General features: G+C 68.4%; 27 protein-coding genes. 9 read left to right on the top strand and 18 right to left on the bottom strand.

Annotated elements, in window-relative coordinates; all coding sequences use genetic code 11:
* Nucleotides 1-3: 3 nt before the first annotated feature.
* Both ACWGCN_RS34080 and ACWGCN_RS34075 read right to left on the bottom strand, forming a co-directional pair.
* Nucleotides 4-927: a hypothetical protein gene (locus ACWGCN_RS34080; protein ID WP_452460225.1), complete on the bottom strand. Its 924-nt coding sequence runs from the start codon at nucleotides 925-927 to the stop codon at nucleotides 4-6.
* Nucleotides 928-1,164: 237 nt separating this feature from the next.
* On the bottom strand, nucleotides 1,165-2,184 hold the full coding sequence (locus ACWGCN_RS34075) for a hypothetical protein (protein WP_452460226.1): 1,020 nt from the start codon (nucleotides 2,182-2,184) through the stop codon (nucleotides 1,165-1,167).
* A gap of 58 nt (nucleotides 2,185-2,242) precedes the next feature.
* On the opposite strand from ACWGCN_RS34075, the gene ACWGCN_RS34070 reads away from it, so the two are divergent.
* Complete coding sequence (locus ACWGCN_RS34070) at nucleotides 2,243-2,674, top strand: MarR family winged helix-turn-helix transcriptional regulator (protein ID WP_378987740.1); 432 nt, start codon at nucleotides 2,243-2,245, stop codon at nucleotides 2,672-2,674.
* A gap of 119 nt (nucleotides 2,675-2,793) precedes the next feature.
* Nucleotides 2,794-4,065, top strand: a complete 1,272-nt coding sequence (locus tag ACWGCN_RS34065) for a glycosyltransferase 87 family protein (RefSeq protein WP_452460227.1) — start codon at nucleotides 2,794-2,796, stop codon at nucleotides 4,063-4,065.
* Between the two features lie 22 nt (nucleotides 4,066-4,087).
* Here the strand turns inward: ACWGCN_RS34065 and ACWGCN_RS34060 are convergent, their stop codons facing one another.
* The 6 genes from ACWGCN_RS34060 to ACWGCN_RS34035 all read right to left on the bottom strand — a co-directional run bounded on the left by ACWGCN_RS34060 (nucleotide 4,088) and on the right by ACWGCN_RS34035 (nucleotide 10,289).
* Nucleotides 4,088-4,645: an SRPBCC family protein gene (locus ACWGCN_RS34060; protein ID WP_378987734.1), complete on the bottom strand. Its 558-nt coding sequence runs from the start codon at nucleotides 4,643-4,645 to the stop codon at nucleotides 4,088-4,090.
* Nucleotides 4,646-4,855: 210 nt separating this feature from the next.
* Nucleotides 4,856-5,890 (bottom strand): 4-hydroxy-2-oxovalerate aldolase, encoded by a 1,035-nt coding sequence (gene dmpG, locus ACWGCN_RS34055; protein WP_378987731.1) that lies wholly within the window; start codon nucleotides 5,888-5,890, stop codon nucleotides 4,856-4,858.
* Between the two features lie 86 nt (nucleotides 5,891-5,976).
* The gene (locus tag ACWGCN_RS34050) at nucleotides 5,977-6,885 is read right to left on the bottom strand and encodes an acetaldehyde dehydrogenase (acetylating) (protein WP_452460228.1); all 909 of its coding nucleotides are present in this window, start codon (nucleotides 6,883-6,885) and stop codon (nucleotides 5,977-5,979) included.
* A gap of 52 nt (nucleotides 6,886-6,937) precedes the next feature.
* Nucleotides 6,938-7,723: a 2-keto-4-pentenoate hydratase gene (locus tag ACWGCN_RS34045; protein WP_452460229.1), complete on the bottom strand. Its 786-nt coding sequence runs from the start codon at nucleotides 7,721-7,723 to the stop codon at nucleotides 6,938-6,940.
* Nucleotides 7,717-9,219, bottom strand: a complete 1,503-nt coding sequence (locus tag ACWGCN_RS34040; protein WP_452460230.1) for an MDR family MFS transporter — start codon at nucleotides 9,217-9,219, stop codon at nucleotides 7,717-7,719. The genes ACWGCN_RS34045 and ACWGCN_RS34040 overlap by 7 nt, the downstream gene beginning before the upstream one ends.
* Before the next feature lie 14 nt (nucleotides 9,220-9,233).
* A complete protein-coding gene (locus ACWGCN_RS34035; RefSeq protein ID WP_449965239.1) occupies nucleotides 9,234-10,289 on the bottom strand; it encodes a 2Fe-2S iron-sulfur cluster-binding protein in 1,056 nt (351 codons plus the stop codon).
* Between the two features lie 192 nt (nucleotides 10,290-10,481).
* On the opposite strand from ACWGCN_RS34035, the gene ACWGCN_RS34030 reads away from it, so the two are divergent.
* Nucleotides 10,482-11,279: a mycofactocin-coupled SDR family oxidoreductase gene (locus ACWGCN_RS34030; protein ID WP_452460231.1), complete on the top strand. Its 798-nt coding sequence runs from the start codon at nucleotides 10,482-10,484 to the stop codon at nucleotides 11,277-11,279.
* A gap of 1 nt (nucleotide 11,280) precedes the next feature.
* Nucleotides 11,281-12,108 carry a mycofactocin-coupled SDR family oxidoreductase gene (locus ACWGCN_RS34025; protein ID WP_387443504.1) on the top strand — a complete coding sequence of 276 codons (828 nt, stop codon included), beginning with the start codon at nucleotides 11,281-11,283 and terminating at the stop codon, nucleotides 12,106-12,108.
* A gap of 4 nt (nucleotides 12,109-12,112) precedes the next feature.
* Here the strand turns inward: ACWGCN_RS34025 and ACWGCN_RS34020 are convergent, their stop codons facing one another.
* The 7 genes from ACWGCN_RS34020 to ACWGCN_RS33990 all read right to left on the bottom strand — a co-directional run bounded on the left by ACWGCN_RS34020 (nucleotide 12,113) and on the right by ACWGCN_RS33990 (nucleotide 18,869).
* Nucleotides 12,113-13,141, bottom strand: coding sequence for a hypothetical protein (locus ACWGCN_RS34020; RefSeq protein WP_452460232.1), 1,029 nt, complete (start codon nucleotides 13,139-13,141; stop codon nucleotides 12,113-12,115).
* Between the two features lie 90 nt (nucleotides 13,142-13,231).
* Entirely contained in the window at nucleotides 13,232-14,101 is an 870-nt protein-coding gene (locus tag ACWGCN_RS34015) for an alpha/beta fold hydrolase (RefSeq protein WP_452460383.1), read from the bottom strand.
* A complete protein-coding gene (locus ACWGCN_RS34010) occupies nucleotides 14,098-14,889 on the bottom strand; it encodes an SDR family NAD(P)-dependent oxidoreductase (protein ID WP_378987705.1) in 792 nt (263 codons plus the stop codon). The genes ACWGCN_RS34015 and ACWGCN_RS34010 overlap by 4 nt, the downstream gene beginning before the upstream one ends.
* 24 nt (nucleotides 14,890-14,913) lie before the next feature.
* Entirely contained in the window at nucleotides 14,914-15,171 is a 258-nt protein-coding gene (locus ACWGCN_RS34005; protein WP_378627708.1) for a hypothetical protein, read from the bottom strand.
* An 11-nt stretch (nucleotides 15,172-15,182) separates the two neighbouring features.
* Nucleotides 15,183-16,844: an FAD-binding protein gene (locus ACWGCN_RS34000; protein ID WP_452460384.1), complete on the bottom strand. Its 1,662-nt coding sequence runs from the start codon at nucleotides 16,842-16,844 to the stop codon at nucleotides 15,183-15,185.
* 11 nt (nucleotides 16,845-16,855) lie between these two features.
* Nucleotides 16,856-17,227: a nuclear transport factor 2 family protein gene (locus ACWGCN_RS33995; protein WP_378987699.1), complete on the bottom strand. Its 372-nt coding sequence runs from the start codon at nucleotides 17,225-17,227 to the stop codon at nucleotides 16,856-16,858.
* Between the two features lie 106 nt (nucleotides 17,228-17,333).
* Nucleotides 17,334-18,869 carry an FAD-binding protein gene (locus ACWGCN_RS33990; protein ID WP_452460385.1) on the bottom strand — a complete coding sequence of 512 codons (1,536 nt, stop codon included), beginning with the start codon at nucleotides 18,867-18,869 and terminating at the stop codon, nucleotides 17,334-17,336.
* A gap of 196 nt (nucleotides 18,870-19,065) precedes the next feature.
* Here ACWGCN_RS33990 and ACWGCN_RS33985 point away from each other — a divergent pair, with 196 nt between their 5' ends.
* Nucleotides 19,066-20,697 carry a flavin-containing monooxygenase gene (locus ACWGCN_RS33985; RefSeq protein ID WP_452460386.1) on the top strand — a complete coding sequence of 544 codons (1,632 nt, stop codon included), beginning with the start codon at nucleotides 19,066-19,068 and terminating at the stop codon, nucleotides 20,695-20,697.
* Nucleotides 20,698-20,742: 45 nt separating this feature from the next.
* On the opposite strand, the gene ACWGCN_RS33980 is transcribed toward ACWGCN_RS33985, so the two are convergent.
* Nucleotides 20,743-21,249, bottom strand: coding sequence for a flavin reductase family protein (locus tag ACWGCN_RS33980; RefSeq protein ID WP_452460469.1), 507 nt, complete (start codon nucleotides 21,247-21,249; stop codon nucleotides 20,743-20,745).
* Nucleotides 21,250-21,378: 129 nt separating this feature from the next.
* Between ACWGCN_RS33980 and ACWGCN_RS33975 the strand changes: the two genes are divergently transcribed.
* Nucleotides 21,379-22,074 carry a PadR family transcriptional regulator gene (locus tag ACWGCN_RS33975; protein ID WP_378987687.1) on the top strand — a complete coding sequence of 232 codons (696 nt, stop codon included), beginning with the start codon at nucleotides 21,379-21,381 and terminating at the stop codon, nucleotides 22,072-22,074.
* A 51-nt stretch (nucleotides 22,075-22,125) separates the two neighbouring features.
* Nucleotides 22,126-22,413: a putative quinol monooxygenase gene (locus tag ACWGCN_RS33970; RefSeq protein WP_378987684.1), complete on the top strand. Its 288-nt coding sequence runs from the start codon at nucleotides 22,126-22,128 to the stop codon at nucleotides 22,411-22,413.
* Between the two features lie 63 nt (nucleotides 22,414-22,476).
* On the opposite strand, the gene ACWGCN_RS33965 is transcribed toward ACWGCN_RS33970, so the two are convergent.
* The gene (locus ACWGCN_RS33965; protein WP_452460470.1) at nucleotides 22,477-23,451 is read right to left on the bottom strand and encodes an alpha/beta hydrolase; all 975 of its coding nucleotides are present in this window, start codon (nucleotides 23,449-23,451) and stop codon (nucleotides 22,477-22,479) included.
* 139 nt (nucleotides 23,452-23,590) lie between these two features.
* Here ACWGCN_RS33965 and ACWGCN_RS33960 point away from each other — a divergent pair, with 139 nt between their 5' ends.
* Nucleotides 23,591-23,938 (top strand): hypothetical protein, encoded by a 348-nt coding sequence (locus ACWGCN_RS33960; protein ID WP_378987678.1) that lies wholly within the window; start codon nucleotides 23,591-23,593, stop codon nucleotides 23,936-23,938.
* On the top strand, nucleotides 23,931-24,563 hold the full coding sequence (locus ACWGCN_RS33955; RefSeq protein WP_452460471.1) for a Dabb family protein: 633 nt from the start codon (nucleotides 23,931-23,933) through the stop codon (nucleotides 24,561-24,563). Before ACWGCN_RS33960 ends, ACWGCN_RS33955 begins: the two co-directional genes overlap by 8 nt.
* A gap of 104 nt (nucleotides 24,564-24,667) precedes the next feature.
* Here ACWGCN_RS33955 and ACWGCN_RS33950 read toward each other — a convergent pair whose 3' ends face one another.
* Nucleotides 24,668-25,516 carry an IclR family transcriptional regulator gene (locus ACWGCN_RS33950; protein WP_452460505.1) on the bottom strand — a complete coding sequence of 283 codons (849 nt, stop codon included), beginning with the start codon at nucleotides 25,514-25,516 and terminating at the stop codon, nucleotides 24,668-24,670.
* Nucleotides 25,517-25,667 lie beyond the last annotated feature (151 nt).

The raw sequence follows: 25,667 nt of genomic DNA, 5'->3' as shown, positions 1-25,667 counted from the left end.
GTCCTAAGGCTGTTCGGACAGGGCGGAGAGGGAGGCCGCGGCGCGTGGGTCGTCGTGGGCGGCGGCCTTCCACCATTGTTCGGCGGCGGCGCGTTCGCCTTGCTGGAGGAGCAGGGTGCCCAGGTCGTAGGCGGCGCCGCTGTGGCCTGCCTGTGCGGCTTGGGTCCAGAGGGCGCGGGCCGAGTCGTGTTCGCCGCGTTCGTGCATGGCGGTTCCCAGGTCGTGCAGGGCGCCGCCGACGCCCTGGCTGGTTCGTGGGTGCTCGGGCGGATCGGTCGGGCCGAGCGAGATTTTCGGTGCGGGATCCGATGATGCCGGTTCGGTGGAGGCGGCGGGGGGACTTGGTTCGACGGGGGGAGCCGAGGGGGCGGGGCCGAGCGGTGTCGTAGCCGGGTCGGCCGGATCGAGGGGTGGTTCGGGGCGTGCCGGTTCGGCCGGGCCGGTGCTGAGTTCGACGACCAGTTCGTTGAAATCGGGTGTGCCGGGACCGGTGCTGCACCACAGGGTCGAGGCCCCGTCGGGGAGCAGGTCGACGACCATGCCGTAGTTGCCGGTCCAGGATTGGTGTGTGCCCGATTCGGCCACCCAGACGGGTGTGAGGGTGAACAGCGCGTCGGGTGCGTCCGCGGTCACCGAGATGTCGATGCCGTCGGCGAGGGCTTCATACCAGATGTCGACGCCCGCCAGCGATTTCCCGTTCAGATTCACGTGCCCGTCGTGGACGGAGAGACCGAGGCCGAGGCCCGACACGTCCTCGGGTGCCATCACCGACAGTGCGCGCAGATGCACCGCCGTCGTTCCGGCGGGCAGCGCCTCGGTGTACATCGGATAGACCGCCGCACCGCACCATTCGATCGGATCGGCGCCGTCGTAGCGCTGATCGAGGGGGAGTGGGTCGCCAGGGCGTTGCGCGTCGGGATCATTCATCGGTGGCACCCGCCCTTTCCGCTGTTACACCCCCTCGCGGCGCCAGACTGTCCGCGGTTGCGCGCTACACCGTACTCGTGTCTACGTGGAGTCGTGGTCGATTCACGACAAGACGGCCGCGGAAAACGACAGTGCCCCGGCGACCCTGGTCGACCTGGTCCGCGACAGTGTGTCCGGATGTCGGGCAACGGGATTCGCCGGGGCCTGACCTGACTGATCAGGCGTGGAATCGACGGCTCAGACGGCCACCGATTCGCCGATCTCTTCCTCGACCGCGGCAGGTGCGACCGGCCGGGGTGCGTGGCGCGCCTCGTACCGACCGGCCACCACGACCAGCGCCACACCCACGACCAGCCAGGCGAACAACCCGAACAGGCGGGAGCCGAACCCGGCGCCACCGTCGAAGTAGAGCAGACTGCGCAGGCCTTCGACGAAGTCGGCGCCGTTCCAGAACGAGTGCAGCGCACCGAAGAACCCGTTCTGGAGTTCGGGCCCGTAGACGCCGCCGGAGGTGGTGAAGTTCAGCATCACGAACAGGGTGATCAGGGCGAGGGTGGTCCAGCGCTTCAAGAACGTGTGCAGGCCGATGCCGATCAGGATGATGCCCGAGGTGTAGACCCAGGCGATGGCGAACACGCTCGCGAGATCGGTGTCGATCACGCCGAACACCGGACCCGCCACCACGACGCCGATGAGGCTGACGATCAGCGCGGTCACCACACCGATCGCGGCGCGCACCCGCATCCGCAGCAGCGCGCCCGCCGCGCCGATCACCGCGACGCTGCCGTACGCGCCCACGCTCAACGCGACCAGCAGGAAGAAGATGCCCTGCCCGGTCGGGTCACCGCCCGCCTTGGTCGTGACATCGGTGATCACCAGCGGCACGCCCTGGTGATCCGATACCGACCGGAAGGCCACTTCCGCGGCCATCGCGCTGGTGTCGGAGCTCGCGGTGGCGACCAGCAGTTCCGGCTTGGCGGCGTCGGGCACATAGGCGCCGACGAGCTCGCGATTGCGCAGTGCGTCGATGGCCGCGTCGCGATCGGGCACGGTGACCATGTCGAGCCCGGCGCCGCCCTTGTCCTTCATCGTCTGTGCCAGCACCATCGTCTGCGGGGAATCGCCCACCACGGCGAGCGCGAGATTGTTCGGCTCGGGCTGATGGAACGCGCCGAGGTAGGCCAGAGCCATACCGAGGCACATCAGCAGCGGCGTCAGCAGATGTCCGGCGACGTGCCGGAACTGGGTGCGAGTCATCGGGGCAGATCTCCAAACAGTTGGTAAATGCAACTATGTATGGTTGTATGATACAACTATGAACGCGCGGAGCACAAGAACCCAGGCTGTCGACACCATCCAGCGGGAACTCACCGCTTTCGCTCGCCGTGCCCGCGGCCGCGCCGCCGAACTACACCCCGAGCTGAGCCTGGTCGCCTACAGCATTCTCGACCTGATCCTCGAACGCGACGGTTGCCTGGCCACCGACCTGGCCGAGCAGTTCCTGCTCGACAAATCGACCGTCAGCAGGCAGGTCGGCGCACTCGAGAAGCTCGGCTACCTCGAACGCGCGGTCGATCCCGGCAATCGGCGCAACCACGTCCTGCGCGCCACCCCAGAGGGCCGAGCCGTCGCCGGCGAGGCCGAACGCCGGCGCCGGGAGGCCTTCCAGGCGCGTTTCGCCGACTGGACAGACGACGATGTCGCGGCGATGGCCGGTTACCTGACCCGCTACAACCGCGGCGACTGACCAGGCCCGTCTTCAGCGCGTTCGGTTCGTGGGCGGGCATCCGCCTGGCTATTGCGCACGTCACCCCCGTCGATGGGCGGTGCCCCGGCAGCGCGTGCGAGTCGGTATAGTCGCCGCGGATGAGTAGTGACACCACCCACCCCGAGCAAGAGCGTTCCCCACGCCCGATCAATCGAGCATGGTGGCTGGTGCCGGTGTTGCTCACCATTGTGTCGGTGGTCTGTGTCAGGACGCCGATCTGGCCCTTCGAACGCTATTCCGGCGGGTTCATCGATCTTCAGGTCTACCGCCTCGGTATCGAGGCGATGCGCGACGGCGCCGATATGTACGGTCAGCTGCCCAAGACCTCGATCGGCATCGGTCTGCCCTTCATCTACCCGCCGTTCGCGGCCATCGCGCTCGCGCCGTTCGCGCTGCTGCCGTGGGGCACGGCGAAGATCCTCTACGTCGTGGTGTCGATCGCCGCCGTCGCCTGGACGCTGTATCTGGTGGCCCTCCGCTACCACCCCGACCGCAAGCAGGTCGCCCTGCTCGTCACCGCCTGCGCGGTCCCCCTGGCGATGCTGCTGGAACCGGTTCGCTCGACCATCGACTTCGGTCAGGTCAATCTCCTGCTGATGGTGCTGGTCGCCACCGACTGCCTGCTCCCGAAGACCCGCTACCCGCGCGGCATGCTGATCGGTCTGGCCGCCGCCATCAAACTCACGCCCGCCGCCTTCGTTCTCTACTTCCTGGTCCGCAAGGACTACAAGGCCGCCGCGACCGCCGCGGGCACCGGGGCGATCGCCACCATCGCCTCCTTCGCGTTCCTGCCCACCGAATCCACCCGCTACTGGTTCGGCGGCCTCGGCAACGTCTCGGGCCTGAGCGGCTCGGCCTTCCATACCAATCAGTCGATCCAGGCCGTCATGGCCCGCCTGCACATCACCGGTCTGCCGTTCGACGCGCTGTGGCTCGTGCTGGGCACCCTGCTGCTGGTCCTGGTCGTCGCCGCGATGCGCAAGGCCGCCGACGCCCCCGCGATCGCGCTGTCGCTCAACGCGGTCTTCACGCTGCTGCTGTCGCCGATCTCGTGGTCGCACCACTGGGTCTGGATCGCGCCCGCGTTGCTGGCGATGGTCTGCCACGCCCGTACCCTGCCGGTCAGCAGCGCTCGCGGCTGGTACGCCACGACTGTCGTCGTCGCCGCGGTCTTCGTGATCGCGCCGCACAGTTTCCTGCCCGACGGCGAACACCGTGAGACCTCATGGACGTGGGATCAGCACATCATCGGCGACACGTATGTGTGGCTGGCGGTCGGGCTGGTTGTCTTGTTCCTCGTCACCGGACGTCGGCCGGCGCAGCCTGCGCAGGAGCCCGCGGCGGTCGAGGAACACGCGCGCGTCGCCTGAACATCCGGTGACCCCGGCGGTCTCAGCCCAGGTGGTTGACGACGGCTACCGGGGGCCGGGCAGTGATTCCGTCCGGGTCCGCGATGTCGGCCAGTTGCCGAAGGCTCGAGTCCAACCCGCGCTGAAGGGCGTGACCGAGTACGACCGCGTCGGCGTCTCGTAACACCTGGCCGTGCAGGCCGGTGCGAAGAGTGGCGCGCGAGAGGTCGCGCAGGTGCTCGAGTTCGACGGCGAAGGTGACCGCGATACCGGTCACCGCGCCGCACGTCATCGTCCAGCTGCGGTTCGGGCAGTATTCGGTGATGACCAGATGCACGTCGTGGAGCATGTCGAACATCTGGACCTGAGCGGCGAGTTCGAGATCGGCACCGACTCGATCCGGCGCCGGGCCGGTCCAGGAGTGGAGTTCGGACATCCACGCGGCGATAGTGTGCGGTTCGGACAGTAGGTCCCACAGCGCATCCGGGGCGACGGGCAGGGCGATGGCACCGCTGACGTGCACCTGGTCCACGCCGTCGCCGGGCGCGCCGTCAGGCGTGATCAGCTGACCGGTCTGCCTGCGATGACTCCGCTGGGCCATGATCCCCCACTTCATCGGGACCCGGCGTGCGGTGGTCGCACGTCGACCGGTCCCGAACGGCGTGCGACAGACGATAGCCGACCCACTCGAAATGTCCATTCGGACAGTGGATTTCGCCGGCGAGACTATATCCGCACCGTGTTCTTCGTGGAAAGTCACCATCGCCCCGCGTGCGATCCACGCGGGGCGATGATGACTGAATCGGGTACTTCAGACCGTGACGGAGGCTTCGCGCTGGAGTTCCAAAGCGATGTCGATGAGTTGGTCTTCCTGGCCGCCGACGAGTTTGCGTTTGCCCGCGCGGACGAGCATTTCGGCGGCGGAGACGCCGTAGCGTTCGGCTTGGCGTTCGGCGTGCTTGAGGAAGCTGGAGTAGACGCCCGCGTAGCCCATCATCAGTGATTGCCGGTCGAGCAGGCATTCCTGGGGCATGGCGGGGCGGACGACGTCTTCGGCGGCGTCGGCGATGGCGAAGAAGTCGACGCCGGTCTTGATGGCCAGCTTGTCGGCGACGCCGACGAAGGCTTCGACGGGGGTGTTGCCCGCACCGGCGCCGAAGCGGCGGGTGGAGCCGTCGATCTGGGTGGCGCCGGCGCGGACGGCGTAGACGGAGTTGGCCACGGCGAGGCCGAGGTTTTCGTGCCCGTGGAACCCGACCTGGGCGTCGGTGCCGAGTTCGGCGACGACGGCGGCGACGCGGTCGGAGACTTGTTCGAGGACGAGTGCGCCCGCGGAGTCGACGATGTAGACGCATTGGCAGCCTGCGTCGGCCATGATCCGGGCCTGTTTCGCGAGGGTTTCGGGTGGCTGGGTGTGCGACATCATGAGGAAGCCGACGGTTTCGAGGCCGAGGTCGCGGGCGTAGCCGAAGTGCTGGACGGAGACGTCGGCTTCGGTGCAGTGGGTGGCGATGCGGCAGATGGCGGCGCCGTTGTCCTGCGAGATCTTGATGTCTTCTTTTACGCCGACGCCGGGCAGCATGAGGAACGCGATCTTGGCGTTCTTGGCTGTTCGGGCGGCGATGGTGATGAGTTCTTGTTCGGGGGTTTTGGAGAATCCGTAGTTGAACGAGGAACCACCCAAACCGTCGCCGTGGGTGACTTCGATGACGGGGACGCCGGCGTTGTCGAGGGCGGTGACGATGTCGCGGACTTCGGTGGTGGTGAATTGATGGCGTTTGTGGTGGGAGCCGTCACGCAGGGAGGTGTCGGTGATCCGGATGTCGAGTTCAGCAGAGAATGGCATGGTCGAGTCTCCTTACGCCCGGCTCAGCTGCGGCGGACGCAGGGCCTCGGGGGTGATGGTGTCCAGGGCTGACGAATCGGTCATGATCACACCCGCGTCGACAGGATCTGATCGGCCATGACCTCACCGACACGGGTTGCCGCGGCGGTCATGATGTCGAGGTTGCCCGCGTACGGGGGCAGGAAATCGCCCGCGCCTTCGACCTCGACGAACACCGAAACCTTCGCCAGTCCGCCGGAAACGACGGAAGGTTCGTCGAACTGGGGTTCGTTGAGCAGGCGGTAGCCGGGCACGTATTGCTGGATGTCGGCGACCATCTGGTGGATGGAGGCGGTGATCGCGTCGTGGTCGGCGTCGTCGGGGATCGCGCAGAAGATGGTGTCGCGCATGATTATCGGCGGTTCGGCGGGGTTCAGGATGATGATCGCCTTGCCGCGCTGGGCGCCGCCGATGGTTTCCACGCCACGGCTGGTGGTCTTGGTGAACTCGTCGATGTTGGCGCGGGTGCCAGGACCTGCCGAATTGGACGAGACCGACGCGACGATCTCGGCATAGGGGACAGGCACGACGCGCGAAACCGCGGCGACGATCGGGATGGTGGCCTGCCCGCCGCAGGTGATCATGTTGACGTTCGGCGCTTCCAGCAGCGAGGCCAGGTTCACCGGCGGTACCACGGCCGGACCCACCGCGGCGGGGGTGAGGTCGACGGCGCGGATGCCGAGTTCGGCATAGCGGGGTGCGGCCGCGCGGTGGACGTAGGCCGAAGTCGCCTCGAACACGATGTCGGGCTTCTCGTCCTGGGCGAGTAGCCAGTCCACACCTTCGGCGGAGGTTTCCAGGCCGAGTCCGCGCGCGCGTTCGAGCCCTTCGCTCTCGGGGTCGATGCCGATCATCCAGCGCGGCTCGATGGACTCCGAGCGCAGCAGTTTGTACAGCAGATCGGTGCTGATGTTGCCGGATCCGACGATCGCGGCGGTGACGGAACCGTGGGACACGGTTGGCCTCCTCGAGGAATGGCGGCCCGGACGGGCCGCGGGTGGGATCGGCTCAGGTGAACGACAAGCGGACGGAGCCGAGTCCGGTGAAGTCGGCGCGGAAATCGTCGCCGGGTCGGGCGTCGATGGCGCGGGTACAGGAACCGGGGAGCACGATGTCGCCCGCTTTCAGCCGGACCCCGAAGGTCGCGACCTTGCGGGCCAGCCAGGCGACCGCGATCGACGGATCGCCGAGGACCGCGTCGCTGCGGCCTTCGGCGACGATCTCACCGTTGCGGGTGAGCACTGCATCGATCGCGGTGATATCGATATCGCCCGGGGCGACGCGTTGGCGGCCCAGGACGAACCCGGCCGAGGAAGCGTTGTCGGAGATGGTGTCGGCGAGCCCGATCTTCCAGTCGGTGATCCGTGAGTCGATCAGCTCGATCGATGGCGCGTAGGCGACGGTCGCGGCCAAGACGTCGGCTTCGGTGCAGTCCTCGCCGGGCAGGTCGGCGCCGAGGACGAACCCGACCTCGACCTCCACGCGCGGCAGCAGGAACTTGGTGGTATCGACGGGGACGTCCTCGTAGACCTCCATGTCGGCGAGCAGGTGACCGTAGTCGGGCTCGTCGACGCCCATCATCTGCTGCATCGCCTTCGACGACAGCCCCACCTTGTGCCCGACGACCTTTCCGCCGTCGTCGAGCCTGCGCCGGATATTGAGCAGCTGGACCTCGTACGCGTCCACCACATCGATGCCCGGATACCGGTCGACGATGGGGGACACGGCCACCCGATCCAGCTCCGCCCGCGCCAGTTCGGCGGCGAGCTCGGTGCGCATGCCGGTTGTCAGCATCCTGGCTCCCTCTTCTCGTCTGGTGATGCCACCCCATGCTCGTGGTCGAGGCGGCTCGCCGGGCCGGGCTCTCCCGCTGGATGGACAGGAAATTCCCCGGCCCGGCGCGGGATCGCCGTGCACGCGACGACCAGGACAACGGTCATGACCGCGATGGACACGAACACGAGATGTATTGCGGCGGAAAGTGATTGCGGTGTCGGCGCACCGTCGCCGGCCAGCCGCGCGTTGACGATCGCGCCGAAGACCGCGACTCCCACCGCGCTGCCCAGCGACCGCGCGAACATGGTGGCGGAGGTCACTACCCCGCGTTCGGCCCACCGCGCGCTCGTCTGCGCCGCGATGAGCGTGGGTGTGGCCACCAAGCCCATGCCCGCGCCCACCACGAAACACGACGCGGCGACCTGCCACAGCGCTGAATCCTCGTCGAGCAGCAGGGTCGTCACCACGCCGAGCGCCGCGACGGTACTGCCCAGCACCGCGCACGTGCGAAACCCGAAGCGCAGATACACCTTTCCCGCTCTGGCCGCGGCCAACGGCCAGCCCAGGGTGAGCGCTCCGGTGACGAGCCCCGCGACCAGGGCGCTCGACCCGAGCACGCCCTGATTGAACATCGGCACATACGTCGTGAACCCGAACAGCAGCGCCCCGCCCAGCATGGCCGCGACACTGCTCGCGATCACCACCCGCCGGGTGAACACCCACAGCGGCAGAATCGGTTGCGTGGCCCGCGCTTCGACGGCGACGAACAGCGTGAGCGACAGTCCGGCGCACCCGAAGACGGCGATACCGACCGGCGATCCCCACGCCCACGCGTGACCGCCCTCGAGCAGTCCGAGCACCAATGCCCCCGCACCGAGCGTCAACAGGACCGCCCCGGCGTAGTCGACGCTGCGCCGGAGCCGCGGTACGGACTCGTGGAAGTTGCGGATCAGCATCCAGGCGGCGAGCGCGGCCAGCGGCAGGTTGACCAGGAAGATCCACCGCCACCCGAGATAGTCGGCGCAGATACCGCCGAGCAGCGGGCCCGTCACCGAGGCCACCGCCCACACCCCGGCCAGATAGCCCTGGACCGTGGCACGTTCGGCCAACGTGTACAGATCACCCGCGATGACCATGGTGGTGGGCTGGATGGCGCCGGCGCCGATGCCCTGGACGGCGCGGAACACGATCAGGGCGAGCATGCTGCTCGCCAGCCCGCACAGCAGCGAGCCCAGCGCGAACACCGCGATGCCGAACAACATCACCGGTTTGCGCCCGAACGTGTCGGCGAGCGCGCCGTAGATCGGCACGGTGACGGCCTGGGCGAGCAGATAGCTCGTGAACAGCCACGGGAACAGCGTGAAATCGCCCAGACTGTCGGTGATCGACAGCACCGCGGTCGCCAGGATCGTCGAATCGAGCGCGACGAGTCCGGTGGCGAGCATCAGCGAGGCCAGCACCGGCCCACGGTCCGAGCCGAAGCCGACATCGGGCCGCGCGGTATCGGTTGCCACAGAACACCTCTCGCTCAGAAGCGGATACGGACCCGGTCGGTGCGCGGGCGGGCCTGGCAGGCCAGGGTGTACCCGGCGTCGATGTCGTCCTGATCGAGGACGGCCGAGTTGGTCGTGGTGACCTCGCCGTCGACGACGGTGCACGCGCACGTTCCGCACTCGCCCTCGCGGCAGGAGTACGGGACATCGAGCCCGCCGGCGAGCATGACGTCGACGAGGGTGCGCGAGCGCGGCCAGCTCAACGCGTGCACGGTCCCGTCGAGCTCTACCTCCACGCGCGCGGCATCCGCGTCGTCGACGGGGTCGAGCGGCTCGGGTTCGGCGAACGGATCACCGGACAGCGAGACGAACACCTCGGTGGTGACGCGTTCGCGCGGCCATCCGGCGCCCGAGAGTGCCTCGGTCACCGCCGACATGAACGGGCCGGGCCCGCACACGAACGCCGCGAAGGACGAATACGGCGCGGCGAAGTCGGCCAGCTGGGCCGCGGTGGGCAGGCCCTGCAGCGATTCGAGCCAGTGCGCCACAGTGATCCGGCCCGGGTACCGGGCGACGAGATCGCGCAGGGCGTCGGCGAAGATCACCGATGCCTGCTCGCGATTGGCGTAGAACAGCACCACCCGGCCGGTGCCGCAGGCCAGGGCCGAACGCAGGATCGACATCACCGGTGTGATGCCGCTGCCCGCCGCCCACAACAGCAGATCGGTGTCGAGTGAGGCCGGGGTGAAGGCGCCCTGCGGCGGCAGCACATCGAGGGTGTCGCCGACAGCGATGTTGTCGCACAACCAGTTCGAGCCGTAGCCGCCGGGTGTGCGCTTGACCGTGACCTGCGGCGGATCGCCCGTGAACGGCGAACTCGCCAGCGAATAGCAGCGCGCCACCGGTTCGGGCCGCTCGCTCGGGATCCGCAGCGTGAGGAACTGGCCCGGCCGGAAGGCGAAGCGGTCGGCGACCGCTTCGGGTACCTCGAACACCAGCGTCCGCGCGTCCGCGGTCTCTTCGATCACCGCGGATACGCGCAGCGTCACCACCCGCGAGCTCCGCGGAACGTCGACAGTCGCCCTCGTCACTGGTGTTCTCCTCGATCTCGGAACCGGTCTTGCGGAGCACCGTCGCAGGCTCGCCGGCGTTGCGGAGCCCGTGGCTCCCGGTGGCCGGGAGATCGCGGTGCACTGCCCGCTGACCGGGAAGACCAGGGCCGATGCGGTGGACGGCGACCCTAGCGTCGGGCTCGTGGACACCAGATTCTCCGGGGGCACCCGATGAACCGCATGCAGCACACCGTCGCGCTGGTGACCGGCGCGGCCGGGGGAATGGGCCGCGCCCATTGCCGTCGGCTGGCCGAGGAAGGCGCCGACATCATCGCACTCGACATCGAGGCCGCCGCGCCGGAGCTGGCCGAGACGGCACGCGAAGTCGAGGCAACGGGTCGCCAGTGCGTCACCGGCGTCGCCGACGTGCGCGATCAGGCAGCCCTGGACGTGGCAGTCGCCGACGGCGTCGCCGCGCTGGGTCGCCTGGACGTGATCGTGGCCAACGCCGGCATCTACACCGACCTCGGCCTGTCCTGGGAGCTGTCCGATCAGGCCTGGCAGCGCACCATCGACATCAACCTCACCGGCATGTGGCACACCGTGCGCGCGGCCGTCCCCGCCCTGTCCGACGGCGGCTCGGTGGTGATCGTGAGCTCCACCAACGGCATCGTCGGCGCGGCCGCCGCCGCGCACTACTCGGCGAGCAAGCACGCCGTGGTCGGGCTCGCTCGCACCTTGGCCAACGAGCTCGGCCCGCGCGGGATCCGGGTGAACACGGTGCATCCCGGCTCCGTCGCCACGCCGATGATCCTCAACGACGCGGTGTACGCCAAACTGCGCCCCGACCTGCCGAATCCGACGCAGCAGGACGCGGCGGAGGTACTGGCCCGGCGCACGATTCTGCCCGTTCCGTGGGTGGATCCGGTCGACATCAGCAATGCCGTGCTCTTCCTCGCATCCGACGAGTCCCGTTACGTGACGGGAACCCAACTCGTGGTGGATGCCGGACTTACTCAGAAGGTGTGACATGGGACGGGTTTCGGGCAAGATCGCGCTGATCACCGGCGCCGCGCGCGGTATCGGCCGCGCACAGGCGATCCGGCTGGCCGAGGAAGGCGCCGACATCGTCGCCGTCGACATCTGCGGGCCGGTCGAGACTGTGGTGTCACCGGGAGCGACGCACGACGACCTCGCCGAGACCGTGCGCGCGGTCGAGGCGACCGGTGCGCGGATCGTCGCCGCGACCGTCGACGTCCGCGACGGCGCGGCGCTGCGGGCCGCGGTCGACGCCGCGGTCGAGCAGCTGGGTGGTCTCGACATCGTCTGCGCCACTGCCGGAATCAGTTCCAGCGGCGGCGCACTGGAACTGACCGAACAGCAGTGGCAGACGATGATCGACGTCAATCTGACCGGGGTGTGGCAGACGTGCAAGGCCGCCACCCCGCACCTGATCGCGCGCGGCGGCGGCGCGATGATCCTGACCAGCTCGATCGCCGGACTACGCGGCCTGGTGGGTGTCGCGCACTACACCGCCGCCAAACACGGGGTGGTGGGGCTGATGCGCTCGCTCGCGAAAGAGCTGGCCCCGCACCATGTCCGGGTGAACTCGGTGCATCCGACCAATGTCGACACCCCGATGATCCAGAACGACATGGTGCGCAAGGTGTTCCGGCCCGACCGGGAGAATCCCACCCGCGAGGAATTCGCGGAGGCGGCCGTGACGATGAACATGCTGCCCATCCCGTGGGTCGACCCGGTCGACATCGCCAATGCCGCCCTGTTCCTCGCCTCGGACGAGGGCCGCTACATCACCGCGGTGACGTTGCCCATCGACGCGGGCAGCACCCAGCGCTAGTGCGCTAGCACCGTTCGTACTGACGCGCGAAGGGCTCCGACTCCGGTGCGACCTCGCGCTCGGATGCCGGGCAGCCGCCGACAAGGACGGCGACCCCGGGGCCGTCGCGCGTCACGATCGTGTAGTCGACCACAGCACCGGGCCGGGACAGGTAACGAAGGTGCCGGTCGGCGAGTTGTGTCGCCTGCGCGGCACTGAATTTCTGTCCGCTGGGCGGGAATACCGTGACGCCCAGTGTGCGGCCCGCTGTGTCGGGCGGGTCGAATACCGACACCTCGGCGAGGAACGGGGTGGGTTGATCGGTCAGGAACCACTCCCACAGTTCGAGTTCGCCGGTGGAGGGGAAACGGGGGCGGCGGTCCGTGTGGGTCGAACTGGGCGCCAGTTTCGAGTAGTGCTCGGACATGCTCTCCCCATGAACGGGGGACACTGTCCAGTAGTTGGATGCCAGTTCGGGGAAGTCCTGGATGATGCGGCGCATCGCCGCGGTGGCCCGGTGGGGTTCGGCCTCGGAGCCCGCTCGCACACTGATGAATTCGGTCGGTCCGTCCGTGTCCGCGGTGGCGGTGAAGCTGCTGGTGGACCAGTGGATCTGCGCACCGGTATCGGCCGCTGACACTCGGGTCCAGGTGTATGCCGCGTTCGCTTCCACGTCCACGTTCCGCCACGGACTGCCGGTCCCCGAAAAGGAGTCGGTCTTCCGGTGGATCTTGACCATGGTGGAGTCGCCTCGATAGTGCGGCGGCAGTTGCTGAGCGCCCATGACACGCACGACAGACGCGGTCTCGGCTGGTGTGACGCCGTCCTCGAGCTGCACGACGAGTCGGGATGTGTAGTAGGAGTTGGGGCCGTACGGGTGGTACTGGAACGTATGCGACGCGTCGGCCACTCCCGGAAGGGCCTCGATGGCTGTCTCGATCACCCGGGACCAGCGGTCACGCTCGGCCTGATCGGGCCCTTGCGGATAGAGCGAACATCCAGTGAGCAGGACTGCCGCCATCATCACCACGATGGTGGGCACGGTGAAGCGCATAGCAGTTCATCCTGCCAGCAGCCGGCAGAGAATCCGCCGTGAAAACCGCAATGCGCGGGCCGCCCATGGCGGCCCGCGCATTGTGCCGGTTCAGTGTGCGGTGTCCTTGCGGGTGAGGAAAGCCAGTACGGCCGACTCGAATTCGCCCTTGCGTTCGATCATCGCCCAGTGCCCACAGTGGGGGAACACGTGCAGTTCGGCGCGCGGGATGGTACGCATCGGGATCAGCGCCATATCGAGGGGGCTCACCCGGTCGTCGCGGCCCCAGGTGATCAGCGTGGGGGCAGCCACCTTGTGCAGCATCGCCCACGGCGGCGGTGCGTCGGAGGCCTCCATCGCCTTGATCATCATCGCGAACGCGGCCTTGCTGTACATCCGGCGAGCGCTGTCCAGCGTCGCGGGATCGGTGGCCTGGGTCCAGCGCTCCTCGATCAATTCCTCGGTCACCATCGCGGGGTCGTAGACCATCGAATGCAGCCACTGGATCAATCGCTCGCGGGTCGGTTCCTCGGTGAACTCCTGGAGCAGCTTGATGCCCTCGCCGGGGCCGGGGCTGAAGAGATTGCGGCCGATGCCGCCGATCGTCACCAGCTTGCCGACCCGCTCGGGATGGGCGATGGCGTAGTTGAGCGCTACGCCGCCACCCATCGAGTTGCCGATGATGTCGACGCTGTCGAGGCCGAGCGCGTCGACGAAACGAACCACCGCATCCAGCGCGGTGATCATCGGATGTCCGCCGAAGTCGTCGCTCACCCCGAAACCGGGGAATTCCAGGACGAGACAACGGAATCGTTGCGCGAAGACGGCGAGGTTACCGCGGAAGTTGCGCCATCCGGTGACACCGGGTCCTGATCCGTGCAGGAGCAACAGCGGCGGTCCTTCGCCCGCCTCGTGGTACCGCAAGACGCCCGCGTCGGTGGTGATCTCGCGCAGCGTGCCCTCGTAGCTCAGGTCGGTCATGCGTGGGTACCGCCGTCGATACGGATCTCGGTACCGGTGATGAAGGCGCCGTCCTCGGAGACGAGCATCGCGATCACGCCGGCGACCGCGGCAGGGTCACCCATGCCCGCGCCGCCGGATTCGAGGTCGGTCGGCAGGACGGGCGACAGCTTTCCGAACAGGGCCCAGTTGGCGTCGGAGGGCACGTATCCGCCAGTGGCTTCGGTGATTCCGGACTTGATGCTGCCGGGCGCGACACAGACCGCGCGCAAGCCCTTGCCGCCGTACTCGAGGGCGATGGCGTGGGTGAAGGACTGGATGCCGCCCTTGCTCGCCGCGTAGGCCGCCATGTACGGGTGCGCGAAGGCCGCCGACGTCGAGCTGAAGTTCACCACGGTCGCGCGCGGGTTGACCAGCAGGGCAGGCAGTGCCTCGCGGACGACGAGGAAGGTGCCGGTGAGGTTCACCCGGATGATCAGGTCCCACAGGTCGAGCGGGGTCTGATCGGTGTGCGAGGCACGCAGGATGCCCGCCGCGTTCACCAGCGAATCCAGGCCGCCGAGGGTCTCGATCGAGGATCGGACGCCCTCGATCACCGACTGCTCGTCGCCGATATCGATGGTGAGGGTGGTGAGCCGGTCGGCGGTGCCGCGCTCGGCGGCCTGCGCGCTCGTCGCGGCGAGGCCCTCGGCTGATACGTCGGCGGCGACCACCCTGGCGCCCTCGTCGAGCAGTCGCAGGGCGGTGGCCGCGCCGATGCCCGAGGCGGCGCCGGTGACCAGCGTCCGGTGGTTGTCGAGTCTGTTCATGGGGTTCTCTCCTGGTCTTGGGTGTCAGCCGAGTCGGCCGGGAACCGGTTCGTGGCGGAGCTGATCGGTCGCCAGCGCGCCGACGCGGACGGCGTCCTCGATGGAGTCGCGCAGAGCGGGGCAGGTGGGGATCCAGCTGCTGTGCTCACCGAGGGCCGCGCGCCGAGCGAACTCGGGGCACGCGGACTCGGCGTCGTCGAGCCACTGGATGCTGGTGTGACTGGGACTGAATTTCTCTGCCAGCACCTTGTTTCCGCAGGAAGCGCATTCGACGGGTTGCATGGCCGCCCCTCTCATCGCTCGCCGGCGGCATGGCGGGCGCCGATGTAGCCGAACACCATGGCCGGGCCGATCGTCGCGCCCGCACCGGCGTAGTCGTTGCCCATCACCGCGGCCGAGGTGTTGCCCACGGCGTAGAGGCCGGGGATGGGAGACCCGTCGGCGCGCAGCACCTGGGCGTCGGCGTTGTAGACCAGGCCGCCCTTGGTGCCGAGGTCGCCGATCCGCACCCGCAGCGCGTAGAACGGGCCCTTGTCCAGCACATCGAGTGCGGGTGTGGCCAGGGTCGGATCACCGTAGTAGTTGTCGTAGGCGCTGACACCGCGGCCGAAGTCCGCGTCGTGCCCGTCGCGAGCGAAACCGTTGAAGCGTCCCACGGTGTCGCGCAACGCGTCGGCGGGCACGCCGATGGCGGCGGCGAGTCCCTCGAGATCGGGCGCGGACCGGATCAGGCCGGCCCCCGACCACGAGGCCGGGAACTTCTGGCCGGGCACGATGCCACCGATCGGGTAGCGGCTCTTGGCTTTCGCGTCGAAGACCAGCCAGGCCGGATCGTGGCCGCCCTTCAGCTGAGCGTGCACGAACGTCACATACGGCGATGCCTCGTTGGTGAACCGCTTGCCCGTGCTGTCGACAATGATCGAGCGTGGGATCGAGCGTTCCGACACCAGCACCTGGTTGATGCCCTCCGGTCGCTGGAACGACGGCATCCACCACGCGTCGTCCATGAGATCGACTGCCGCGCCGATCTTTTCGCCCGCGATGATGCCGTCGCCGGTGTTGTCCGCCGACGCCGCGCTGAAGTTGTCACGCCCGCCCTCGGGCAGGTGGTCCTTGCGCATGGCCTGGTTGTACTCGAACCCACCGGTGGCCAGCAGCACACCGGCACGCGCCCTGATCCGGATCTCGCGGCCGTCGCGCTCGGCGAGCACGCCGAGCACCGCGCCCGTGTCGTCGGTGATCAGCGAGCGCAACGGGGTGTCGAGCCACAGCGGCACTCCCGCATCACGCACGGCCAGGCGCAGCCGGGCGATCAGGGCCCGGCCGAGCGTGTCCATGTGTCTGCGCAACACGATCGCCTTGACCGCCCGCAGGCCGGTCAGCAGCGCGGTCCAGCGGGCCTTCCAGGTGCGGGTCACCATATTGAGCTGGACGAAGTCCTTGGAGGTGATGAACAGCCCCGGCGGTGTCGCGAGCGCGGCCGGACGCAGCAGATCCTCGTCGGCGCCGAGCTGTTTGAGATCGACCGGCAGCGGCTCGATGGAGCGGCCCGCGGGCCGTCCTCCCGGTGCTTCGGGGTGATAGTCGGAATAGCCGGCGCACCACTGGAAACGCAGGTGCGGGCTGGTCTCGAGGAAGGCCAGCATCCGCGGGCCCTCGTCGATGAACGCGTCGAGGTTGGCCGACGGCACCCGATCGCCGACCACGGCGTCGAGGTAGGCGCGCACGTCGGCGCGGGAATCGCCGAGGCCCTCGCGCAGCAGCGCCGGGTTGTTGGGCACCCAGATGCCGCCGCCCGAGAGCGCGGTGCTGCCGCCGTACACGGAGGCTTTCTCGATGACCAGGGTGTCCAGGCCGCGATCGGCGGCGGCGAGCGCGGCGGTGAGCCCGCCCGCGCCGCTGCCGACGACGAGGAAGCCGACTTCGTGATCCCAGTGTTGTTCGGTCGCAGTCATCTCCGCCTCGCTCAGCCGACGACCATGTCGTCCTGGGACCAGAACGCGCGCATGCTCACGATGCGGGCGTCCTCGTCGAAGGTCATGACATCGATCGGATCGAGGGTGAAGGTCTGCTCACCGAACTTGGTGACCACCCGGAAGCTGAACGCGGCGCTGTTGCCGGCCACGCGGACGGAGAACAGTTCGGTCGAACGCTCCAGCGGCTCGATGTTCTCGTAGAACTTCGTGATCGCCGCGTGCCCGACATGCGGTTCGGTGCCGACCGGGTCCTCGACCGTCGCGTCCTCGCGGTAGAGGGCGACGACGTCGGCGGCCGTACCGCTGCCGACGGCCTCCACATATTTGCGCACCGTTGCGCGAATGTCGTCCGCTGAAGCCATCGTGTCGCTCCTGAAATGTCGAAAGGGATGAGTCTGTGAACCGAACCACATCCGGTGGCTCGGATGCCCCGGTCTCTCCCGTCCAGCGGGAAAGACCGGGGGTGGATCATTCGCCGAGGATGTGGCGGACGGCGAGGTGGCTGAACAGCATGGACGCGCCGATCGGATTGCCGCCGCCGGGGTAGACCTCGCCGCTCACGGCAGCCATGGTGTTGCCCGCGGCGTAGAGGCCGGGGATCGGCTCGCCGTCGCGGCCGAGAACCCGGGCCGCGCTGTCGGTGCGCAGCCCGCCCTTGGTGCCCAGATCTGAGATGCCGAACGCCGCCGCGTGGTAGGGCCCCTTGTCGATGGTCACCAGTGGCGGTTCGCCGTTGGAGAAGGCCCGGTCGTAGGCCTCGTCGCCGCGCCCGAAATCGGGGTCGGCACCGGTGGCGACGATCGCGTTGAACCGCTCCACGGTGGCCGCCAGGTTCGCCGCGGGCACGCCGATCTTCGCGGCCAGCTCGGCGAGGGTGTCGGCGGTGTGCCACAGACCGGCCTCGACGTACTTCTCGGTCTCGACCATAGAGACATTGGTGGCCTTGATCGGCGGCACCTCGCCCTCCTTGTCGTCGTAGATCATCCAGAACGGCAGGGTGAGCCCGCGATCGTTCATCTGGCGGATCACGTCGCGGCCGAGCCGGTCGTAGGGGGCCGACTCGTTGACGAACCGCTTGCCGTCCTGATCGACGAAGATGCCGCCGGTGAACCACAGCGCGAACGCGGACCGCCCGTCGGGATGGGTCAGTCCGGGCGACCACCACGCCTGATCCATCAGATCGGTGTCGGCGCCCGCCGCGATGCCCGCCTGATGCGCCCTACCCTGATTTCCCCAGGGCCCCATGGTGTCTCGCGCCTCGCCCGGCACACCGTAGTGCGTGCGCAGCTCGGCGTTCTGCTCGAAACCGCCCGCCGCCAGGATCACGCCGCGCCGCGCGCGGATCGCGACGCGGGCGCCGTCGCGTTCGACGATCGCGCCGGTCACCACACCGTCCTCAACTACCAGTTCCACCAGCGGCGAATCCAGGTGCAGCTGTGCGTGCGGGTAGCTCGAGATCGCGCGCAGCATCCGCCCGATCAGCGCCTGACCGCCGATCAGCAGGTCCTGCGGGGGAGCGCCGAGCCGGTCGGTGTCCAGCGTTCCGCGCAACGATGCGCGCAGCGGGCCCATCTCCGCGGCAGGCAGCGGTGTCGGCATGATGTGGCGCTGACCGTCGAGCCGGGCCTTGGGTGCCTTCCCGAAGTAGTCCGGCCACGGCAGCACCATGAACGCGAAATGGTCGTCGGCTTCGAGGTACTCGATGAGATCGCGGCCCCGCCGCACGTAGGTCTGCTGCAGTTCGTCGGGGGTGCGGTCACCGACCACCGCGCGGTAGTAGGTCAGTGCGTCGTCGAGGGTGTCGTCGGTGCCCGCGCGCTCCAGTACGGGGTTGCAGGGGAACCACACCCCGCCGCCGCCCGAGTACGCCGTCGTGCCGCCGAACTTGTCGGTCGCCTCGACCACCGCGACGCTGAGTCCCTCGCGCGCGGCGGTGTAGGCGCCGGCCAGGCCACCACCCGACCCCGCGACCAGCACATCCACCTCGTCGTTCCAGTCCACCACTGTTTCCTCCTGGTACCACCTCGAATTGCGCTCGACGGTAGGCCCGGCGCCGGTGGTCGTGGGGCGGCTCTCCCGATCACCGGGAGAGCATCGATGCGCGAATGTGCCGGTCAGCGGGAAGGGGACCTGCTCGAACGCGGCGCGCGTCCTTAGCGTCGCCCGCAGAGAAACCGGTCTCCATCGAAAGGTAGGCACTGTGAACCCCGAGACCCCATCGGCACCAGCGAAAGGCCCGGCCGACGTCGACGTGGTCGTCGTCGGTGCGGGCATCGCCGGCCTCTACGCGCTGCACCGCTTCCGCGGTAGCGGTCTCACCGTGCGGGTGTTCGAAGCCGGCGACGGCGTGGGCGGCGTCTGGTACTGGAACCGCTACCCGGGCGCGCGCTGTGATGTCGAGAGCGTCGACTACTCGTACTCCTTCGACGACGCGCTGCAACAGGAGTGGAACTGGAGCGAGAAGTACGCCACCCAGCCCGAGATCCTGTCCTACCTCGAGCACGTCGCCGACCGCTACGAACTGCGTCGCGACATCGAATTCAACACGCGCGTCACCGATATCGTGCTCGACGAGCAGACCCTGCGCTGGCAGATCGACACCGACACCGGCCGCGCGGTCTCGGCCCGGTTCGTCGTGCTGGCCACCGGCCCGCTCTCCAACGCCAACACCCCGGCCATCGACGGACTCGACACCTTCGCCGGGCAGCTCCTGCACACGTCGCACTGGCCGCACGAGGGGGTCGATCTCACCGGCCGCCGGGTCGGCGTGATCGGCACCGGCTCCTCCGGTATCCAGACGATCCCGTGCGTGGCCGAGCAGGCCGAGCGCTTGCACGTGTTCCAGCGCACCGCCAATTACAGTGTGCCCGCCGGTAATACGCCGCTGACCGAACAGGACCGGGCCGCGCAGAAGGCGAACTATCCCGAGCGCAGGCGGCTGTCGATGGCCAGCGGCGGCGGTTCGCCGCACCAGGCGCATCCGGCATCCGCGGTCGCGGTGAGCGAGCCGGACCGGCGCGAGGCCTACGAGAAGCGCTGGGCGCTGGGCGGTGTGCTGTTCAGCAAGACCTTCCCCGATCAGCTGACGACCCTCGCCGCCAACGACACCGCCCGCGAATTCTGGGAGGAGAAGGTGCGGGCGGTGATCGAGGACCCGCGCGTCGCCGACCTGCTCGTCCCGCACGACCACCCCATCGGCACCAAGCGAATCTGCACCGACACGAACTACTACCAGACCTTCAACCGCGCCAATGTCGACCTCGTCGACCTGAAGGCGACACCGATCACCCGGATCGACGCCGAGGGCGTGCACACCACCGACACGCATTACCCCCTCGACACCCTCGTGCTCGCGACCGGCTTCGACGCGATGACCGGTTCGGTGTCGCGGATGAACATCGTCGGCCGCGACGGCGAGACGCTCAACCACGCCTGGCGGGAAGGGCCGAAAACCTATCTGGGACTGGGGATGGCAGGGTTTCCGAACCTGTTCAACCTCACCGGTCCCGGCAGTCCGTCGGTGCTGGCCAACATGGTGCTGCACTCGGAACTGCACGTCGACTGGGTGGCCGAGGCGATCGGCTTCCTCGACGGCAGGGGAGCGGTGGCGCTGGAGGCACGCCAGGACGCGGTGGCGGAGTGGGTGCTCGAATGCGTGAACCGGGCCGCGGGAACGCTGATGACACAGGCGAATTCGTGGTACCTGGGTGCGAACATCGAAGGCAGGCCACGGGTGTTCATGCCCTTCGTCGGCGGCTTCGGCGTCTACGGCCAGATCATCGCCGAGGTCGCGGCCGCCGGGTACAAGGGCTTCGACGTCATCGAGGCGTGAGCGGCGACGACGGGGTGGTCCGCACCGGACCACCCCGTCGTCGTGTCAGGCCGTGAAGCCGCCGAACCCGCCCTTGTAGAACAGCAGCGGCTCGGCGCCCTCGGTGGCCCGCAGCTCACCGATGCGCGCGAGTACCACGGTGTGGTCGCCCGCGTCGTGCTCGAGCTCCACCGTCACCTCGATCTGGGCCAGCGCCCCGGCCAGCGCGGGCGCGCCGTTGCCCGCCCTGTCCCACTCGACGCCGGCGAACTTGTCGGCCCCGCTCGCCGCGAACTGGCGGCACAGCGCGCTCTGCTCCTGCGCCAGGATGTTGATGCACAACGCGCCCGCCGCACGCAGCAGCGGCCAGCTCGTGGAACTCTTGGCCGGGCAGAACGACACATACGGCGGGTCCAGCGACACCGACACCACCGACTGACAGGTGAAGCCGAGCGGTCGCGTCCCGTCGTGGGCGGCGATCACCGCGACGCCCGTCGCGAAGTGCCCGAGCACTCTGCGCAGGTCCGCGGGGGCCGGGATACCTGCGTCGACGACGACGTTGTCCGCATTCATAGAGGTCCTTCCGAACGGAATTCGATGCCTCCCAGAATCCGGGAAGATCGGGCAGCGCCTCAAGACGGCCTCCCGGTCAGCGGTTGCTGACGGGTGAATTCCGGGAAGATCGGTTGCTAGCATTCAGCCATGGCTACCCCCGACCCCGACTCCGGCGTGCCCAATCTGCCGCCGACCAGCTGGGCGGTGCTCGCCATGCTCTCGTACGAGGAGGAGATCTCCGGCTACGACCTGAAGAAATGGGCGGACTGGAGTCTGCGCTACGTCTACTGGACCCCGTCCTACAGCCAGATCTACGCCGAGCTGAAGAAGCTCGAACAGCACGGCTTCGCGAGTTCGCGACTCGATCCCGACAACACCATGCGCGCCAGACGGCTCTACCAGATCACCGCGGAGGGCCGGGCCGCGGTGACCACGTGGTGGAACAAGGCACCGGTCGATCCGTCGGTGCTCAAACACCACGTGCTGCTGCGCGTGATGTTCGGCCATCTCGGGTCCCCGGATCGGCTCAAGCAGATCCTGCACGACCACATCGCCGACGTCGACAAACTCGCCCAACGCGCCGCGATCGATGCCGAAGCCGCGAAATCCGAACCGGGCTGGGCCTATTCGCAGCTCGTGCTGCAATGGGCGCAGCGCCACTACGCGACCGAACGCGACCTCGCGCAGCAGCTGATCGATGACATCGACAACGCGGCTACCGTCTTGGCCGGCGCCGAACACGACGACCGTACCGACTACCCCCACCCGACGCCGGGTCGCTGGCGCGAGATCGAGCAGCGGGTGCGCGAAGAAGAGCTCGAGCAGCACGACCCGGCAGACTAGGCCGTGTCTCTCCGATCGCGGGTACTGTCGCACGGAAAAAGGAGAGAAATCATGATCGCAGTCATCGCCGAGGTGACCGTCAAAGCCGGTGCGGGTGCGGAGTTCGAAGCCGTCGTCGCCGATCTCGTCGAACAGATCAAGGCCAACGAGCCGGGCAATCTGACCTACCAGCTGGTGCGTTCGCGGACCGACGCCGATCACTACCGGTTCTTCGAGCTGTACTCCGACGACGCCGCCGTCGAAGCCCACGGCCGGTCGGAGCACTTCCGCGCGGCAGGCAAGTTGATGGCTCCCTTGCTGGCGGCTGCGCCGAAGATCGAGTACTTCACCGCGGTCTGAACCTGAACCCCCTACTCGGAACGCGGGCCGGAAAGATCTCGGGTGGTGCGCTACCGGTGCCGATCACCTCGGGTCCCGAGGGAGGTCGAGCATCTCGCGCACCATAGCCCAGATCTCGGTGCGCGCGGCGACGGTGGCGGCGAGGGACGGGATGCTGAGGAATCCGTGGAACAGCCCGGTGTAGCGGCGATAGCGGACCGCGACACCGTCGGCTGCCAGGCGCTGGGCGTAGGCGTCCCCGGCCGAACACGGCGGGTCCAGTTCGGCGGTGACCACCACCGCGGGCGGTAGACCGGCCAGCGAGTCCGCCCTGGTCGGCACGAGACGCACGTCGTCGGTGCCGTGCGGTGCGTAGTTCGCCCAGTACCACCGCATGGCGCTGGTGGTGTTGTAGTGGCCCGTGCCGAATCGCCGGTAGGACTCGGTCTCGAAATCGTCGTCGATCACCGGATAGATCAGGATCTGGGCCGCGATCTGTGGCCCGTCCGCGTCCCTGGCCGCGATGGCCACGGTGGCGGCGAGATTGCCGCCCGCGCTGTCGCCGGCCACCGCGATCCTCGACGGGTCGCCGCCATGGTCGCCGGCGTTGGCGGCGGTCCACCGCAGCGCCGCGAACATGTCGTCATGGGCCGCGGGGCCTGCGTGCTCGGGCGCGAGCCGATAGTCGACCGAGACCACCACCGCACCGACACCCGCCGCCATCGAGCGGCAGAACTCGTCGTGACTGTCGAGGTCGCAGAACACGAAGCCGCCGCCGTGCGCGAACACGATCACCGGCAGCGGTTCGCCGTCGTGATGCGGCCGGAACACCCGCAGCGGTAGCGGGCCGCCGGGTCCGTCGATCGTGAGGTCGCGCGCCAGCGCCATATCGGGAAGTCGTTGCAGCGGAGCGCGTCTGGCGCGGATCGCGGCACGCGCCTCGCTCGCGGCCATCGTGGCGACATCGGGGAATCCGGCGTCGAGCGTGGCGAGCACGGCCGCGACTTCCGGATCGGGAACCGCACCGGGCCCGGTGGTCGGGAACGTTCGCACAGTCACTGGTCCTCCTGAATTTCGGCGACGGAATCGGACGTCGTCGGCCTCACCGTAGGGTCGGTGCCGCGCGATCCGTACCGCGTTCTCCCACTGGGCGGAAACACCAGGTCGATGCCCTTCGGCGGCTGCCTACGGTCGGTGCATGGAAGCCACGAAGGTCTACGTGATCGACACCGTAGTGACCAAGCCAGGACGGGCCAGGGAATTCGTCGACGCCTATCTGCGCGACTACGCCCCGGGTGCGCGCCGACGCGGCATGACGCTGGAGCGGATCGTGGTGAGTCCGCCCGTGTGGTTCCCGGACGAGTCGAACACGATCATCGCGAGCTGGGTGCTCGACGGCGCGCAGGGCTGGTGGGAGATGACCTGGCAGGGACGTTCGGATGAGTCGGTGCGGCAGTGGTGGGCCTCGGCGCGGGAGCTGATCGTCGAACGGACCCGCTCGACCGGCGCGCTCGCCACCGACATCGACAGGCTCGGCAATGTTTGAAGTGACTCGGCTGGTGCATCTTTCGCCCGGCACCGAGGCCGTGGTGCGTGACCGGCTGATGACCAGGGTGCGCGAAATCGCCGCCCCGGCCGCACGCCGCGTGCTGGTCGAGCCCACATTGCCGGGCGTGCGCAACGGTGGTGATGTCTTGGTGCACCTGCGCTTCGACGAGTCCACGGACTGGACAGGGACCACCACCGAGGTCGATACCCTACTGAGCGAGAGTCCCGTCGCCCACGTCGACGGCGCCGAATATCGCGGCGGCACAGCGGGTATCGCCGAGCCGGACGCCACCGGGTCGGTATACCGGGTACTGCTGCTGCGAGTCGAGCAGCACACCCCGCGCGCGACGGTCGAGCGCTTCGAGGCAGACCTGCTGCGGATGCCCCGCTACCTGCCGGGCATCCGATCCTGGCAGTTGAGCCGGGTCACCCGTGGCACCGGACTCGCGGCGTGGACCCATGTCTGGGAGCAGGAGTTCGCCGACCTCGACACTCTCGCAGGCCCCTATCTGATGCATCCGGTCCACTGGGCGCACGTCGACCGCTGGTTCGACCCCGAATGCCCGGACATGATCATCCGCGACCGGATCTGCCACAGTTTTTGCGTGAACCGCCCGCTCTGACGGAAGTGATCGTCCGCGAACGGATCTGACCCGCTGCTGCGCACAACCGGGTCGCGCCGTGCGCCGCCCGCGTTCGGGCCGGCGGCGTACGGCGCGACAGGGCATCACGCCGTACGCGGCCCGCGGTGGTCGGCGTACGAACGGCTCACGCCCAGCGGACGAGGATGCTGCTGCAACGTCGGATGCACCCGGACCCGGCCGTCGTCGACGTGGCGCCAGATATTGAGCGCGGTCGTGCGCACCGGTGCGCTGAGACGGTGATCGAACAGCATCCGATCCACCGGTCCACACACCGACACCGCCGCCACGGCGGCCTCGCCGAGGTCGCCGATGGGCGCCGCGATACAGCCGAAGCCGGGCAGCGACTCCTCGCGCTCGACGGCGATCCCGTGCGCGCGCACCTTGTCCAGTTCGGTGTCGAGCTGGGCCTTGGTGGTGATCGAGTAGCGGGTGCGTGCGCCGACCTGGCCCGCGAGGGCATCGGCGATGCGGCGCTCGTCGGAGTAGGCCAGGATCGCCTTGCCGACCGCGGTACAGGCAGCGGGCCGCCTGCCGCCGACGCGGGTGGGCACCACCGCCGAGAGCTCGCCGCCGACCTTGTCGAGGTACACGACGTCGGGACCGTCCAGCACGGCCAGATGCACCACGAACCCGGTGACCCGGTGCAGCTCGTGCAGGAACGGCATCGCCGCGCGGTGCAGCCGGTCCTGGTGCACCGCCAGTGAGCCGAGCTCCATCAGCCGGATGCCGAGTTCGTAGTCGCGCCCCTCGCGACGTAGCCAGCGCAACTGCACCAGCCGATCGAGCATGCGATGCGCCGAGGACCGGGGTAGACCGGTGCGCCGGACGATCTGGGCGAGCGTGAGCCTGCCCGGGCCGTCGAAGGCGTCGAGCAGCAGGGACGCGCGATCGAGGATCGCGCTCGGGGTGGTGGCCTCGGCCTGGATGACCATGAGCTCTCCATTCGGATCTACGAGCTGATGCCCAGTCGCATATTTCGATTAGGCATATACCTATTCATACCATCCGTTGTGGTCGTTGTCACATGAATCGGCAGGCCAATATGAAAAAGACGGCCCCTGGCCCGAGCGAGGAGCTCGGGCC

The sequence above is a fragment of the Nocardia sp. NPDC055050 genome (assembly GCF_053608345.1).
This window is presented reverse-complemented; position numbering and strand designations above follow the sequence as displayed.

Bases quoted from the DNA above. Each gene is read 5' to 3' on its own strand.
- ACWGCN_RS33970 (WP_378987684.1), top strand. From the start codon at position 22,126: ATGATCGCAGTCATCGCCGAGGTGACCGTCAAAGCCGGTGCGGGTGCG.
- ACWGCN_RS34015 (WP_452460383.1), bottom strand. From the start codon at position 14,101: ATGACCGACCTGAGCTACGAGGGCACGCTGCGCGAGATCACCACCGAC.
- ACWGCN_RS34060 (WP_378987734.1), bottom strand. From the start codon at position 4,645: ATGGCCCAGCGGAGTCATCGCAGGCAGACCGGTCAGCTGATCACGCCT.
- dmpG (WP_378987731.1), bottom strand. From the start codon at position 5,890: ATGCCATTCTCTGCTGAACTCGACATCCGGATCACCGACACCTCCCTG.
- ACWGCN_RS34065 (WP_452460227.1), top strand. From the start codon at position 2,794: ATGAGTAGTGACACCACCCACCCCGAGCAAGAGCGTTCCCCACGCCCG.
- ACWGCN_RS33980 (WP_452460469.1), bottom strand. From the start codon at position 21,249: ATGAATGCGGACAACGTCGTCGTCGACGCAGGTATCCCGGCCCCCGCG.
- ACWGCN_RS34010 (WP_378987705.1), bottom strand. From the start codon at position 14,889: ATGAACAGACTCGACAACCACCGGACGCTGGTCACCGGCGCCGCCTCG.
- ACWGCN_RS34005 (WP_378627708.1), bottom strand. From the start codon at position 15,171: ATGCAACCCGTCGAATGCGCTTCCTGCGGAAACAAGGTGCTGGCAGAG.
- ACWGCN_RS33960 (WP_378987678.1), top strand. From the start codon at position 23,591: ATGGAAGCCACGAAGGTCTACGTGATCGACACCGTAGTGACCAAGCCA.
- ACWGCN_RS34000 (WP_452460384.1), bottom strand. From the start codon at position 16,844: ATGACTGCGACCGAACAACACTGGGATCACGAAGTCGGCTTCCTCGTC.
- ACWGCN_RS34030 (WP_452460231.1), top strand. From the start codon at position 10,482: ATGAACCGCATGCAGCACACCGTCGCGCTGGTGACCGGCGCGGCCGGG.
- ACWGCN_RS33950 (WP_452460505.1), bottom strand. From the start codon at position 25,516: ATGGTCATCCAGGCCGAGGCCACCACCCCGAGCGCGATCCTCGATCGC.
- ACWGCN_RS34045 (WP_452460229.1), bottom strand. From the start codon at position 7,723: ATGCTGACAACCGGCATGCGCACCGAGCTCGCCGCCGAACTGGCGCGG.
- ACWGCN_RS34075 (WP_452460226.1), bottom strand. From the start codon at position 2,184: ATGACTCGCACCCAGTTCCGGCACGTCGCCGGACATCTGCTGACGCCG.
- ACWGCN_RS33975 (WP_378987687.1), top strand. From the start codon at position 21,379: ATGGCTACCCCCGACCCCGACTCCGGCGTGCCCAATCTGCCGCCGACC.
- ACWGCN_RS33995 (WP_378987699.1), bottom strand. From the start codon at position 17,227: ATGGCTTCAGCGGACGACATTCGCGCAACGGTGCGCAAATATGTGGAG.
- ACWGCN_RS34080 (WP_452460225.1), bottom strand. From the start codon at position 927: ATGAATGATCCCGACGCGCAACGCCCTGGCGACCCACTCCCCCTCGAT.
- ACWGCN_RS34070 (WP_378987740.1), top strand. From the start codon at position 2,243: ATGAACGCGCGGAGCACAAGAACCCAGGCTGTCGACACCATCCAGCGG.
- ACWGCN_RS34020 (WP_452460232.1), bottom strand. From the start codon at position 13,141: ATGCGCTTCACCGTGCCCACCATCGTGGTGATGATGGCGGCAGTCCTG.
- ACWGCN_RS34025 (WP_387443504.1), top strand. From the start codon at position 11,281: ATGGGACGGGTTTCGGGCAAGATCGCGCTGATCACCGGCGCCGCGCGC.
- ACWGCN_RS33955 (WP_452460471.1), top strand. From the start codon at position 23,931: ATGTTTGAAGTGACTCGGCTGGTGCATCTTTCGCCCGGCACCGAGGCC.